Annotated in this window: 14 protein-coding genes; 4 read left to right on the top strand and 10 right to left on the bottom strand. The window is 71.8% G+C overall.

Annotation, left to right across the window (positions count from 1 at the left end; genetic code table 11):
• Positions 1-135: 135 nt before the first annotated feature.
• Positions 136-753, bottom strand: coding sequence for a dihydrofolate reductase family protein (locus tag ABFX46_RS09635; protein WP_346041122.1), 618 nt, complete (start codon positions 751-753; stop codon positions 136-138).
• Between the two features lie 104 nt (positions 754-857).
• Between ABFX46_RS09635 and ABFX46_RS09630 the strand changes: the two genes are divergently transcribed.
• Positions 858-1,427, top strand: a complete 570-nt coding sequence (locus ABFX46_RS09630; protein WP_346041120.1) for a TetR/AcrR family transcriptional regulator — start codon at positions 858-860, stop codon at positions 1,425-1,427.
• Positions 1,428-1,446: 19 nt separating this feature from the next.
• Here ABFX46_RS09630 and ABFX46_RS09625 read toward each other — a convergent pair whose 3' ends face one another.
• The 3 genes from ABFX46_RS09625 to ABFX46_RS09615 all read right to left on the bottom strand — a co-directional run bounded on the left by ABFX46_RS09625 (position 1,447) and on the right by ABFX46_RS09615 (position 3,479).
• On the bottom strand, positions 1,447-2,328 hold the full coding sequence (locus tag ABFX46_RS09625; protein ID WP_346041430.1) for an EamA family transporter: 882 nt from the start codon (positions 2,326-2,328) through the stop codon (positions 1,447-1,449).
• Positions 2,328-2,993, bottom strand: a complete 666-nt coding sequence (locus tag ABFX46_RS09620; RefSeq protein WP_346041118.1) for a B3/B4 domain-containing protein — start codon at positions 2,991-2,993, stop codon at positions 2,328-2,330. Before ABFX46_RS09620 ends, ABFX46_RS09625 begins: the two co-directional genes overlap by 1 nt.
• Positions 2,994-3,071: 78 nt before the next feature.
• Positions 3,072-3,479, bottom strand: coding sequence for an HIT family protein (locus ABFX46_RS09615; protein WP_346041116.1), 408 nt, complete (start codon positions 3,477-3,479; stop codon positions 3,072-3,074).
• 294 nt (positions 3,480-3,773) lie between these two features.
• On the opposite strand from ABFX46_RS09615, the gene ABFX46_RS09610 reads away from it, so the two are divergent.
• Positions 3,774-4,337 (top strand): helix-turn-helix domain-containing protein, encoded by a 564-nt coding sequence (locus ABFX46_RS09610; protein ID WP_346041114.1) that lies wholly within the window; start codon positions 3,774-3,776, stop codon positions 4,335-4,337.
• Positions 4,338-4,463: 126 nt separating this feature from the next.
• Entirely contained in the window at positions 4,464-5,456 is a 993-nt protein-coding gene (locus tag ABFX46_RS09605; RefSeq protein ID WP_346041112.1) for a hypothetical protein, read from the top strand.
• Positions 5,457-5,462: 6 nt separating this feature from the next.
• On the opposite strand, the gene dnaN is transcribed toward ABFX46_RS09605, so the two are convergent.
• From dnaN to ABFX46_RS09590, 3 genes are all read right to left on the bottom strand, one after another.
• Positions 5,463-6,608 (bottom strand): DNA polymerase III subunit beta, encoded by a 1,146-nt coding sequence (gene dnaN / locus ABFX46_RS09600; RefSeq protein ID WP_346041428.1) that lies wholly within the window; start codon positions 6,606-6,608, stop codon positions 5,463-5,465.
• Between the two features lie 65 nt (positions 6,609-6,673).
• Positions 6,674-7,186 (bottom strand): methylated-DNA--[protein]-cysteine S-methyltransferase, encoded by a 513-nt coding sequence (locus ABFX46_RS09595; protein ID WP_346041110.1) that lies wholly within the window; start codon positions 7,184-7,186, stop codon positions 6,674-6,676.
• Positions 7,187-7,194: 8 nt separating this feature from the next.
• A complete protein-coding gene (locus ABFX46_RS09590) occupies positions 7,195-8,667 on the bottom strand; it encodes an AlkA N-terminal domain-containing protein (RefSeq protein WP_346041108.1) in 1,473 nt (490 codons plus the stop codon).
• 95 nt (positions 8,668-8,762) lie between these two features.
• Between ABFX46_RS09590 and ABFX46_RS09585 the strand changes: the two genes are divergently transcribed.
• Positions 8,763-9,821 (top strand): hypothetical protein, encoded by a 1,059-nt coding sequence (locus tag ABFX46_RS09585; RefSeq protein ID WP_346041106.1) that lies wholly within the window; start codon positions 8,763-8,765, stop codon positions 9,819-9,821.
• A gap of 24 nt (positions 9,822-9,845) precedes the next feature.
• On the opposite strand, the gene ABFX46_RS09580 is transcribed toward ABFX46_RS09585, so the two are convergent.
• The 3 genes from ABFX46_RS09580 to ABFX46_RS09570 all read right to left on the bottom strand — a co-directional run bounded on the left by ABFX46_RS09580 (position 9,846) and on the right by ABFX46_RS09570 (position 12,955).
• Positions 9,846-10,070, bottom strand: a complete 225-nt coding sequence (locus ABFX46_RS09580) for a hypothetical protein (RefSeq protein WP_346041104.1) — start codon at positions 10,068-10,070, stop codon at positions 9,846-9,848.
• Complete coding sequence (locus tag ABFX46_RS09575; RefSeq protein WP_346041102.1) at positions 10,004-11,227, bottom strand: MFS transporter; 1,224 nt, start codon at positions 11,225-11,227, stop codon at positions 10,004-10,006. The genes ABFX46_RS09580 and ABFX46_RS09575 overlap by 67 nt, the downstream gene beginning before the upstream one ends.
• 72 nt (positions 11,228-11,299) lie before the next feature.
• Positions 11,300-12,955: a protein kinase domain-containing protein gene (locus ABFX46_RS09570; RefSeq protein ID WP_346041100.1), complete on the bottom strand. Its 1,656-nt coding sequence runs from the start codon at positions 12,953-12,955 to the stop codon at positions 11,300-11,302.
• Positions 12,956-12,962: the final 7 nt, after the last annotated feature.

Here is a 12,962-nt window from a genome sequence, read left to right as displayed (position 1 = left end):
CCCGCGGAGACAGATAGGGCAACGAGCTGGCAATCCACATGATGCACCCTCCAAACTGGCCTACTTCTCGCGAAAGCCATTATGGAACCCATCATGCATGCCTGCGTCCCAGCCGACCTGGTCGGCTCGGAGTCTTCAGGGGCGGGGGGCGGGGGGCGTTTCGGTGGGGCGGTCGTAGGTGAGGAAGGCGGCGCCGCTGCCGAGCACGGTGTGGTCGGTCAGTTTCCAGGTGTGCGGGGCGAAGGCGGCCGTGCGGCCGAACAGTGGGATGCCGGTGCCGATGGTCATCGGGGCCACCTTGAGGATGAGCCGGTCGATCTCGCCGTACAGGGCGCCGGCGAGTTCGCCGCCGCCGACCAGCCAGATGTCCTTGCCGTCCTGGCGCTTGAGTTCGCGGACCTTCTCGGCGGGGTCGGTGGCGACGAGTTCGACGGCGGGGTCGGGGCTCTCGGCGAGGGTCCGGGAGAAGACCAGGTGCCGCAGGTGCGGGTACGCGTCGGTGATCCCGGCCTTCAGCCCGATCTCGTAGCTGCGGCGTCCTTCCAGGACGGTGTCGAAGCAGGTGCCCTCGGCGGTGACCGAGAGTGCCGTGCGTGCCGGGCCGGGGAGGGTCTCGGGATAGTTGGCCACCAGGTGCTCGATGTAGTCGGCGGGGATGGGCCAGAAGCCGTCCGGGCCGGTGGGGTCGGCGCCGTCCGGGCCGGCGATGAAGCCGTCGAGGGTGGTGGCGATGTAGTAGACGAGCTTTCGCATGGAGACGCCCTTTCGGTCACTGCAAACGTAGTACTGTGCTTGGAGTGGTCTGAACTTTAGTACTGCACTTGCAGTGGTGTCAATCGTCCCCTGTGGAGGCCCCCATGCGGCAGAACCCGGCCCGGCGCACCGCGCTGCTCGACGCCGCCATCGACGTCCTGGCCCGGGAGGGCTCGCGCGGTCTGACTCTGCGCGCGATCGACAAGCAGGCGGGTGTGCCCACCGGCACCGCCTCGAACTACTTCGCCAACCGCGACGAGCTGCTCTCCCAGGTGATGCGCCGCACCCGCGAGCGCCTCACCCCCGATCCCGAGGCGCTCGCTAAGACCATGGAGCAGGCGCCGTCGCGCGAGCTGGCCGCCGAGCTGATGCGCCAGCTGCTGGCCCGGATGCGCGGCGACCGCGCCGGCAACCTCGCCATGCTGGAACTGCGCCTGGAGGCCACCCGCCGCGCCGACCTGAACGCCGAGCTCAGCGGGTTCCTCACCGAGGAGCACCGGGAGATCGTCGACTACCACGTGAACGCGGGCCTGCCGGGCGACCGCACCGGCGTCGCCCTGCTCTACTTCGCCATGTCCGGGCTGATCGTCGACGACCTCACCGCCCCGGCCTTGTTGGCGCCCTACTCGACCGACGACCTCATCGAGCAGATGGTGAACCGGCTCCTCCCCTGACCCCGCCGCGGCGTGTGTCTCAGCCCACCGTCACGAGGGCTACGCCGGCGACGGCTACGGCCATGCCCACGCGCTGGACGACGCGCAGGTGTTCGCTGTAGGCGACCCTTGCGAGCAGCACGGTGATGGCCGGGTAGAGGGATGTGAGGACGGCGGCCAGGCTGAGCATGCCGTCGTGGACCGCCAGGAAGTACAGGACGTTCGCGCCCGCGTCCAGGCTGCCGGACAGGAGCGCCAGGCCGATCAGCGTCCGTCCCGACACGCGCGGGCCCTGGTCGCCGCCGCGGAACGCCAGGAACGCCAGCGCAACGATGACGATGACCAGGTTGCCCAGGCGCGCGCCGACGATGGGCCAGAGGCCGCTGCCGTCCCCGGCCTCCTTCAGCAGGACGAAGAAGACACCGAAGCAGATGCCGGATACGCCGGCCATGACCGGGCCCGAGTCGAGGAGCCGCCGCCACCCGTCCGCGCGCGGCGCCGCCGCTCTCGCCGGGTCGTCCGCCTCCATGCTGACCAGGCCGATGGCCACAAGGCACAGCAGGACGCCGATCAGGACGGACGCGTCGAGCCGCTCGCCCTCCGCGATGCCCACGCCGACGGGCAGGACCGCGGCGGCCAGCGCGGACACCGGCGCGACCACGCTCATCGGGCCGCGCGCCAGCGCCCGGTAGAACGTGATCAGACCGGCACCGCCGGAGATCCCGGCGACGAAACCCCACGTCATCGGCCCTGCGCTCGGGCTGCCGCCGCTGAGCAGCGCCGACACCAGGACGACCGCGAGGCCGATCGGAACGCACCAGGTCAGGGCCCGGATAGCGGTCGATCTGCGGGTCACGGTGCCGCCGAGGAAGTCGGCGACCCCGTACGCCAGCGCGGCGCTCAGCGCGAGGACGGTGACCATCACCGCCCGCCGATGAGCCGGCTTCCGATCCGCACGTCCGGCGTGATGACGCGGAGCCGCTCGGCCAGCCGGTCGCCCGCCTCGGTCAGCCGCTCGATCGGGTACGGCTCCAGGCGCTCCAGGAGGAACAGGGCGTTCTTCGTGTCCTCGGTCAGCCGGGTGCGGACGCACTGCCGCCAGTTCCAGCGCCGGCACGTCACGCCCGCGTCGTCCCGCCAGACGACCTCGCCCGCGTTCGGGTGCTCCACGGCGGGCTCGCCGCCCGCGACCACGTCGAACGGCTCGTCCCCGGTGGCCCTGACCAGGTGCGCGGGCCCCTGGTAGGCGTCGAGGTCCTCACCGCCGATCGGCAGCGCGTACTCGACGCTCACCGCGTTGTAGGCGTCCACGACCCTGTTGATGGACGGGAGCGCGTCGGCGCGCCGGAGCAGGGCGTCCACCGACGGGCGCGTCCGCTGCGGCTTGGCGCCGAACGCCCGGTACGCCTCGCGCCACGCCTCCACATGCGGGTCTCCGGCGTCCGCCTTGCCGGCGGCCTCGGCCAGCCACTCCTCGGAGACCCGATCGCTGGGCCCGTTCGCCAGGCCCTCGGCGGTCATGACGAGCACGGCGAAGTCCGGCCGCAACTCCAGCACGGCCTCGTCCACCCCGACCCGCTCCAGCATCCGAACCCCTCCACCGGTCACTTTAATGACATCGACATACCACTATACCGACCGACGGGCTTCGCATCGGCAATACCGTCATCGTGCGGTGAGGCGCTCCCACGTCCGGGCCAGGTCCTCGGCGGACGCCGGTGCCGGGTCCCACATGAGGCGGAGATCGTCCCCGCGCCAGCGCGGCACAACATGAACATGGAAGTGGAACACCTCCTGCCAGGCCGCCTCCCCGCTGGAGTGGACGACGTTCAGCCCGTCCGGCGCGAGAACATCGTTCAGCAGGGCGGCGACCTCGTGGACCATGCGCGCGACCTGGGCATGGGCGGCCTCGGAGATGTCCCAGATGTCCCGCACGTGTGCGCGCGGGACGACAAGCGTGTGCCCCGTGCCAGCCGGCGCGATATCCAGAAACGCGACGGCATGCTCGTCCTCGGCCACCCGATAAGACGCCAGCCGCCCGGCAACGATCCCGCAGAATGCACATCCGCTCATCCCCCGATGATCCCCGACCGCCACCAGCTCCGCCGGCGATGCAACGACCGCCCATCCAACTGCGGCCAGCGGTGCCGACCACCGCGCATGCCACGCGCGGCCTGGCGCCGTCTCCCCATGGACGCGGCGCTTGGGGCTGTCGTGCCGGCGTGGGGAATCGTCAAGTCACCGTTGCGCGGGTGCCGGCTTGGGACTGCGGGAGACTGATCGGTGTGGAGTGGGCGAGGCGCACGCTGTCACTGGCGGAGGGCGTCCGTTCGTCTGGCGGCAACGCCTGAAAAGGGCTGGAGGGTGATGGGCGGGCAGGAGGCGATCGGGGAGGCCGTCGCGCGGACCGTGCGGGCGCTGCGGGCCGGGCACGGGTGGAGCCTGGACGAGCTCGCCGGGCGCGCCGGGGTCAGCAAGGGCGTGCTGGTCGGGCTGGAGCAGGGGCGCGGCAACCCGAACCTGGGGACGCTCATCCGCATCTCGGACGCGCTCGGCGTGCCGCTGACGCGGCTGGTGCAGGTGGAGGAGGAGCCGCCGGTGCGGATGTTCCGGCCAGAGCGGCACGTCGTCCTGTGGGAGGGCGAGCACGGCGGGACGGGGACGCTGCTCGCCGGCAGCGACCCGCGGCCGTCGCTGGAACTGTGGAACTGGGTGCTCCGGCCCGGTGAGACGCGGGAGAGCGACGCGCACGTGCCCGGCACCAAGGAGATCGTCTACGTGCAGGAGGGCACGCTGACCCTCGGTGTCGACGGCCGCACGGACCTCGTCGAGGAGGGCGCGGCGGCGGTGTTCGTCGGCGACCGTCCTCACTCGTACGGCAACGCGAGCGAAGACGAGGTTCGGTTCGTCCTCGCCGTTCTGGACCTCTAGCCCTGTCTTGTTCCCCCGTACGGGGGAGTGGATCGCCTGTATTTCGTCCTGTGGCGGGTCCTGCGAGACGGGCCGCTCCGGGAGGCTCGCCGTTGTCGCTCCGTTCTCAGGCGAGGAATGTCCAAGATGCAGGATTCGGCAACGCTTCCAGCGGCGGACGCGCGGTGGCGCGCGGTGGGCCGGTTCGCCGGGTATGGCGCCGCGCTCAGCATGGCGCTCTATCTGGTGGTCAAGGTGGTGTGGATCTCGGCGGCCCTGCTCGGGCACCGCCCGGACGACTTCGGCACCGCTGACTGGGTGGCGCTGAACTCCGTCACCGTGGTGATGGCGGTGACCGGGGTCGCGCTGGGGTTGGCGCTGGCCCGGCCCTGGGGGCGCCGGCTGCCCGCCGCACCGGTCGTCTTCTTCTCGTGGGCGGGGTCGGGCTTCCTTGTTCCGATGCTCCCGTACGCGCTGCTCAGCGGGGTGATCGGCGCGTTCGGGGACGGCTCGGGTGCGGGTGACCCGGGATCGGCCGACTCCGGCTCGGTTCCGCAGTGGGAGTCGGTCTTCCTCACCGTCAGTTTCATCGGAATGGCCGCCGGGCTGGCCGTGGCGGTGCCGGTCTACCTGCGGGACCGGTGGCCGGGAGCGTTCGTCGGCCGGGCGGGGGACGCGCACGGCCGCCCGTCGGCGTCGCTCGCGGTGGCGGGGACGGCGGCCGCCGCGCTGGGGCTGCTCTGGTCGCACTGGGCGCTGGGCGGGACGGCCGGCCTCGACCCCGCCCACCGCGATCACTGGGACCTGAACGGGCGGCTGCTGAACGGGAGTTCGGCGCTGTGGGCCCTGCTCGGCGCATGGAGCGTGCGGGCGCTCACGCGCGGCCGGCCTGCCCGGCCGCCGCGGTGGATCCCGATGGCGCTGGGCTTCGCGGCTTCGGGCTCGCTGTTCGCGTGGAGCGGCTGGAAGCTGCCGATGGTGATCATCCGGCCGGGGGGCTTCGTGACGGTCGAGTACATGCCGGTGGCCGTCGTGGAACACCTGGCGGGCATCCTCGCCGGGCTGACGCTGATGGCCGCCGTCCTGCGGTCCGTGCCGAAGGGGGAGGACGCCCCCGGGGGCCGACCGTCCGACGCGTGAGGCCGGTCAGGAGGTTAGGCGGACGGGCATGGCCAGGTAGCGGTAGCCCGTGTCGGTCTCGGGTGGGGTCTCCTCGTCGTCCTTCTTGTCGGGGATGGCGGTCAGGAGGGCGGCCTTCGTGGGGCCCGCGCATTCGAGGCGGGCGTATTCGGTGTCGATGCCGGCCAGGCCGTCCAGGAGGTACTGGGGCGCGAACGCGATGTCGATGTCGTCGCCCGTGAGGGTCGCGGACAGGGACTCGTTGGCGCGGGCGGAGTCGCCCGTGGCGGCGCGGATGCGAACCTCGTCGGCGGTGAAGGCGAGGCGGATGGGGGTGCCGCGCTCGGTGACGAGGGCGGCGCGTTTGATCGCCTCGACGAACGGGGCGACGGGGATCTCGGCGACGGACGACCAGGTGCCGGTGAGCCGGGACCGGTAGTTGATGTACTGGTCGTCGAGCAGGCGGCTGGTCATGCTGCGGCCGCCGCCGGAGACGCCGATGAGGGTGTCGGCGGTGCCGCCGAGGTCGATGGCGACGTCCGCGCCCCGCTTGATCGCCTTGGCGGTGTCGGCGAGGGTGCGGGCGGGGACGACGACGCCGGCGGTGAAGGCGGGGTCGTCGGGCGACCAGGTCAGCTCGCGGGCGGCGATGCGGTAGCGGTCGGTGCAGGCGAGCCACATCGTGTCGCCCTCGATGTCGATGCGGACGCCGGTGAGCATCGGCAGGGTGTCGTCGCGCCCGGCGGCCGGGGTGACCTGGGCGACCGCGGTGGCGAACAGGTCGCCGGGGATCGTGCCGGCGCGGGCGGGCGGGTCGGGGAGGGTCGGGTAGTCCTCGACGGGCAGCGTCAGCAGGCCGAACTCGGCCGGGCCGCACCGGACGACGACCTCCGAGCCCTTGGTGAAGACCTCCACCGGATGCGGAGGCAGATTTCGGACGATGTCCGACAGCAGTCGGCCGGGGACGAGGACCCGGCCCGGTTCGGTGACGGTGGCGTCCTCACGGGCGTGCGCGGACACCTCGTAGTCGAACCCGGCCAGGGTCAGTTCGCCCTCGTCGGTGGCCTCGATGAGCATCCCCGCGAGGACGGGCAGGGCTGGGCGCGTCGGCAGCGTCCGCGCCGCCCACGCGACGGCGTCGGCGAGCGTCTGCCGGTCGACTCGGAACTCCACCTCGATCAGCCTTCCCACGGTGAACGTCTATGCCGAGCACGTTAGCCCCAGCCTCTGACAAAGAGTCAGAACAGGGTCGCCTCCTCGGCCCGGGTGCGGGTCTTGCGCTCGAAGTCGAGGAGGTAGCGCTTGCGGTCGAGGCCGCCGCCGTAGCCGGTCAGGGAGCCGGTGGAGCCGACGACCCGGTGGCACGGGACGATGACGCCGACCGGGTTGCGCCCGTTGGCGAGGCCGACCGCGCGGGACGCGGACGGGTTGCCCAGCTCGGCGGCGAGTTCGCCGTAGGTCGTCGTCTCGCCGTAGGGGATCTCCTGGAGCGCCGCCCAGACGCGCTGCTGGAACGGGGTCCCGTGGAGGTCGAGCGGCACGTCGAACTCGGTCAACTCCCCCGCGAAGTACGCGGTGAGCTGCGCGGCGGCGGTCGCGAAGGGTTCGGCGTCCGGGTCGCCGGGTGCGCCGAAGGTCTCCTCGGACGGCAGGTGCCGCTGCTTCTCCATGTAGAGCCCGGACAGGGCGCCGCCTGTCGCAACCAACGTGAGCGGGCCGACGGGGCTGTCCAGGATGACGTGTGCAGGCATGAGGTTCCTCAGTGTGCCGGAAGCAGGTTGATCGGGTGGTCGCCCGTGGCCCACAGGTATTGGACGGCATAGGCCCGCCAAGGACGCCACTGGGAGGCGCGTCGGGTGAGGGCGGCCGGGGTGCTCGGGAGGTCGAGGGACTTGGCCGCGGCCCGGATGCCCAGGTCGCCTGGGATGAACGCGTCCGGGTCACCGAGGGCACGCATCGCGATGGTCTCAATGGTCCACGGACCGAAGCCGGGTAGTTCGGCCAAGCGCGCGCGGGCCTCCTCCCAGTCGCTCCCTACGCCGAGGTCGACTTTCCCGTTCGCCAGTGCTTCCACAAGGGTGATGAGCGTAGTGCGACGGGTCTTCGGGAACGCGAGATCCTCCGGGTCGAGTTCGGCCAGGGCGGAGGGTGTCGGGAAGAGGTGCGTCAGCCCGCCGCCTGGGTCGTCGATGGGGTCGCCGTAGGCGGTGACCAGGCGGCCCGCATGGGTGCGGGCGGCGGCCGTCGACACCTGTTGTCCCAGGACGGCCCGGACGGCGAACTCGGGGGCGTCCACGGTGCGCGGTACACGCCGTCCAGGGGCCTTGTCGACCAGCGGGGCGAGGACGGGGTCGGTGCGGAGCAGGTCGTCCACGGCGACGGGGTCGGCGTCCAGGTCGAGCATCCAGCGGCAGCGGCTGATCGCGATCGTGAGGTCGCGCAGGTCGGCGAGGTTGAGCGTGCACGCGATGTGGTCGGGCTGGGGCCGGAGGGTCGCGATGCCAGGTCCGTGGGGGAGTCGCATGGCGCGACGGAACGCGCCGTCCCGCCATTCCTCCACGCCCGGGACGGCGGTGGCCGTGAGGTGACCGAAGAGGTTGTCCGGGCAGAGCGGCGTACGGAAGGGCAAGCGCAGGGAGAGCACGCCTGAGCCGGCCGGTGGCTGCCCCTTGGCGACACGGTCGCGCAGGGCGGTGGGCGTCAGCGCGAACACCTCGCGGACGGTGTCGTTGAAGGCCCGGATACTCGCGAACCCGGCAGCGAACGCGACGTCCCCCATGGGGAGGGCCGTCGTTTCGATGAGGAGCCGTGCCGTCTGGGCACGCTGGGCTCGTGCTAGAGCGAGTGGACCTGCGCCCAGTTCGGCGTTGAGCTGCCGTTCGACCTGACGCGTGCTGTAGCCGAGCCGTCCTGCCAGGCCCGGCACGCCCTCGCGGTCGACGACACCGTCCGCGATGAGGCGCATGGCACGCGCGACGGCGTCCGCCCGGTGGTTCCACTCGGGGGAGCCGGGGGACGTGTCCGGCCGGCACCGCTTGCAGGCCCGGAAACCGGCCTGCTGGGCCGCCGCCGCGCTGGGGTAGAAGCGCATGTTCTCCGGCTTGGGCGGGACGACCGGGCAGCTCGGACGGCAGTAGATCCCGGTGGTCACCACCCCGGTGAAGAACCATCCGTCGAAGCGGGCGTCCTTCGACTGGACGGCCCGTACGCACCTCTCCACGTCCTCGTGCATGCACCCAGCATCACCGATGCCGGCACGCTCCACTAGCGGGAAAACGACATCATCGTCGCACCGCTACGATCGCTCCACGCCGCTAGGAGGAGATCATGGAGAGCCTGCCCGACGGTCCGGTGCTGCCGGTGTCCGAGCCCGGCGAGGTGGTGCTGAGACCGCCGCGCATGCTCCGGTGTCTCGCCTACGCGCAGGCGACCGTCGGAGTGCTGCTCCTCCTGGCCGCCGCGTTCGCCTTCTGGATCCAGGCATTGGCTCCGGCACTGTGCATCGCATTCATGGGTTTGGCCGCGATCGGCGCGACACTGACCATCCTGTTCGGCAAGGTGAAACTCGGCCCGGACGGACTGCACAACAACAAGGACTCCGTCAACCAGGTCTACATGGCCTGGGAGGGCATCACAAAGCTGGAAAAGCGCCGTCGCCTCTGGACGGAGGGAATCGGCGCCGTGAGCCCCGCGACCTCGGTGACCCTGGGCGCGCCGATTCGCCTCCGCTTCCGCCGCGACCGGGACTTCGAGGCCGCCGTCGCCGACCTCTCCAGCCGGGCGGGACGGGAGGTGACGCGCGGCCGCCCCCTGCTGACATGGCGATACGTCGTCGCGCACATCGCGATCCTCGCGACCTGGACGGTGCTCTTCGTGACGTTCGATCCGATCTGGCATCACCATGCGTGGCCCGGCCGCATGGAGGCGAGCGCCGTGCCCGATGCCTGCCGCGTCCTCGCCCCGGCCGCGAAGCAGATGGCCTCCACGGAGAAGCCATTGTCGGTCCGCGACGTCTCTGGCAGATCCATGTGCCGTTACGACACCATTTCACTGCACCTGGAGTACCAGCTGCACAAGTACGCATTGAGCCAGGACGGTGGAATCGAGCAGGCCGAAAGGAAATTCCGGGAAGGGTCCCCCGGGCCCGCCCCCGGTGACAAGGATGCTCGTCCATTGCCCGGCGTCGGCGACGAGGCGACGCTCGTCACGTCCACCCATCGGGACCCGAGCCGCGCAACGCAGATCCAGATCTCCGCACGCAAGGGCAATGTCACCATCTGGCTCACCTACACTCCTCGCCTGGAAGGCGAGGACGCCACGGGCAAGGCCGTCGCCCTCGCCGAGCGCCTCGCCCGTACCGCCGCCGACCGGGTCGTCCTCGACTGAACGACGGATCCATGGCGTCTCCGTTCAGGCGCGCCGCAGGAAGACCCCGGCCAGGACCGCTCCGGCGAGGACGATCAGGGCGTTCACCGCGATCGCGGTGTGGACGCCGCCCAGCACGGACGAGTTCGCGGTGGCCACGGCGCTCATCACCGGGATGCCGAGGGTGATCGCGACCTGCTGCGTCATGGTGGCGAGGCCGGTCGCGAGGCCCTGCTCGCCGTCCGGCAGCCCGGACGTCGCGAGCCCCATGAACGCGACGATCGCGACGAGGTTCCCGAAGCCGCCGATCGCGGTCGCGGCGAGCAGCAGGCCGAGGCCGCCGCGCGAGTCGCCGAGCCCCAGCAGCACGGCCGTCGCCGCGGCCTGCAGGACGAGCCCGGAGACGAGCGTCGCCCGGCGCCGAGCCGGCCCATGATCCGGGGCGCGGCGACGCCGCCGGCGAAGGTTCCGGCGCCGAGGACGCCGAGCGCGAGGCCCGTGGCCAGCGGCGAGAAGTCCAGGACCTTCTGGAAGTAGAGCGTCAGCAGGAACACCAGCGATGTCTCGGTGGCGAAGGCGACGAACCCGCCCACGTTGCCCCAGGTGACGGTCCGGCGGGTCAGCACGTGCAGCGGGGCGAGCGGGGCCGGCGCGCGGCGCTCGATGAGCACGAACGCCACCAGCAGGACGGCCGCGGCCCCGAGCGCGATGATCGCGGCCGGCGACATCCGCGAGCCGGCCGCCGTGATTCCGTACACGAGGGCGAGCAGCCCGCCGGTGACGGTCACCGCGCCCGGAACGTCCAGCTTCGCCCTGTCCCGCGTCCGGCTCTCACCGATCACGACCGGCGTGACCGCGACGATCAGCACCGCGACCGGCACGTTGACCAGGAACGCCCAGCGCCAGCTCAGCAGGTCGGTGAGCACGCCGCCCAAGATCGCGCCGACGGTGAACCCCGCCGACATGAGCGCGCCGCTGAGCCCGAGCGCCCGCGTCCGGAGCGGTCCCTCCGGGAAGGACGTCGTGAGCAGCGACAGGGCCGCCGGTGTCGCGATGGCCGTGGCCAGCCCTTGCATGACGCGTCCGACGAGCAGCATCGCCGGTGACAGGGCCAGCCCGCCGATCAGGGACCCTCCGGCCAACAGGGCCATGCCCGCCAGCAGCATCCGGCGCCGTCCGAACAGGTCGGCCACGCGGCCGAACAGAAGCGTGAAACCGGCGGCGGGGAGAGCGAACGCCGTGGCGATCCACTGCAGGTCGTCCAAGCCGAAGCCCAATCCCCTGCCGACGACGGGCAACGCCACGTTAAGGATGGAGAAATCGATGGCGAGCATGAACTGCGCGCCGAGCAGGAGGGTCAATACCAGCTTGTGCCGTGACGACATCCGCTCGATGGGGGCGGAAACGTCGGTGGTGAGTGCGGTCATACCTGCGACCATCGCGCTGTAGGGCGCGGTTACCCAGCCCCCGCCCGGTCGTACCACTCCCAATAGCAGGACTCAGGACGAGGAGGTCAGCGCCTCCAGACGGGTCGTGGCGTAGTCGCTCATCTTCTCGTCGTGCAGAAGACCGGCGACGTCGCGGGCCTGCTCGTACATGGCCTTCGCCTCGTCTCGGCGGCCGGTGTCGCGGAGGCACCCGCCGAGCTTGCAGCGGGTCCAGCCCTCCATGAGGCGATCGCCGCGCTCGGTGGCGATGTGCAGGGCGTTCTCCAGCGCCTCCCGCGCCGCGTCGAAGCTCTTCCGCCCGCGCGCGGACTCGCCGAGGTCGTACCAGGCCCAGCCCTCCCGGCGGTCGTCCCCGATCTCCTTCGCGGCGCGGGCGGCCCGCCGGTACAGCGACTCCGCGGCCTCGGGCTCGTCCTGGGCCAGCGCGCAGCGCGCCCGGCCGTTCAGCGCCTCGATCTGGATGTCCGGATGCTCCCCGGACGCGGCCACCCCCGCGTCGTAGCGGGCGGCGGCCTCGGCGTCATCGCCGCGACGCAGCGCGAGGCTCCCGAGGTTGCACAGGTTCCACGCGCGCAGCACGGTGTCGCCGACCTCCTCGGCGATGGCGAGCGCCGCGGCGAACGCCTCCCCCGCCGACGCGTACTCGCCCCGGCGGTGCCGGCAGACGCCGATCCCGTCCCAGGCCCAGCCCTCGTCCTGGCGCGCCCGGACGGCGGCGCAGGCGCCTCGCGCCTGCTCGAACAGGGTCTCGGCGCGGTCGAACCGGCCCGAGTAGCGTGCGGCGTGCGCCTGGTCCAGCAGGCTGCTCGCCGCGAGCGCGGTGTCCCCGGCCGCGACGGCGATCGCGTGCAGGCTGAACGCGATGCCCTCGGCGCGGGCGTGCTCGTGCGCGTCCCGCGCGTCCAGGTAGGCGGTGCGGAGCAGTTCCACGTGCGGCCGGTCCGCCATCGCCTCGCACAGCGTCCGGACGGACGGCCGGTGGTCCGGGTCCTTGGCGAGCGACCGGCCGACGATGCCGCGCAGCCAGCCGGGGACGCCGGAGAGGTCCGGTTCCACGGTGAGGATCTGGTTGATGATCGCCGGTTCCGAGTCCGCCGTGAAGCACGGCCGGCCGGTCGCCGCGTAGGCCATCACCGCGCCCCAGGAGAACACGTCCGCCGCCTCGGTCGGCTTCCTGTTCTCCACGAGCTCAGGGGCGATGTAGCTCCACGTGCCGACCCTCCTGGTCGTGATCCGGGTCTTGTCGACGTGATGGGCGATGCCCAGGTCGATGAGGACCGGCTCCCCGCCCGCCATGATGATGTTGGCCGGCTTCACGTCCCGGTGGATCAGGCCGGCGGCGTGCAGGGCGCGGAGGGCCCGCGCCAGGCCGAGACCGAGCCGGCGGAGGCCGTCCCGCCCGAGCGGACCCGACGACACGACCGCGTCCAGCGGACGCCCCTGGACGTACTCGGTGACCAGGTAGGGGGCCGGGCCCGCCAGATCGGCGTCGACGAACGCGGCGACGTGCGGGTCGGTGACCTTGCGCAGCGCGGCGGTCTCCCGCTCGAACCGCCGGTGCCCGTCCTCGCTGTGGAAGGCGAGCCGGTTCATGGTCTTCAGCGCGACGATCCGGCCGTCCGGCGCCCGCCCCAGATGGACGGTGCCCATCCCGCCCTCGCCCAGTTCGGACAGCAACTCGTAGTTCCCGAACCGCTGTGGGTACATCCGGCCC

Source organism: Actinomadura chokoriensis (assembly GCF_039529475.1).
Taxonomy (GTDB): Bacteria; Actinomycetota; Actinomycetes; order Streptosporangiales; family Streptosporangiaceae; genus Spirillospora; species Spirillospora bangladeshensis.
Note: the sequence above shows the minus strand (reverse complement) of the source record. Positions and strands in the feature narration are given on the sequence as shown.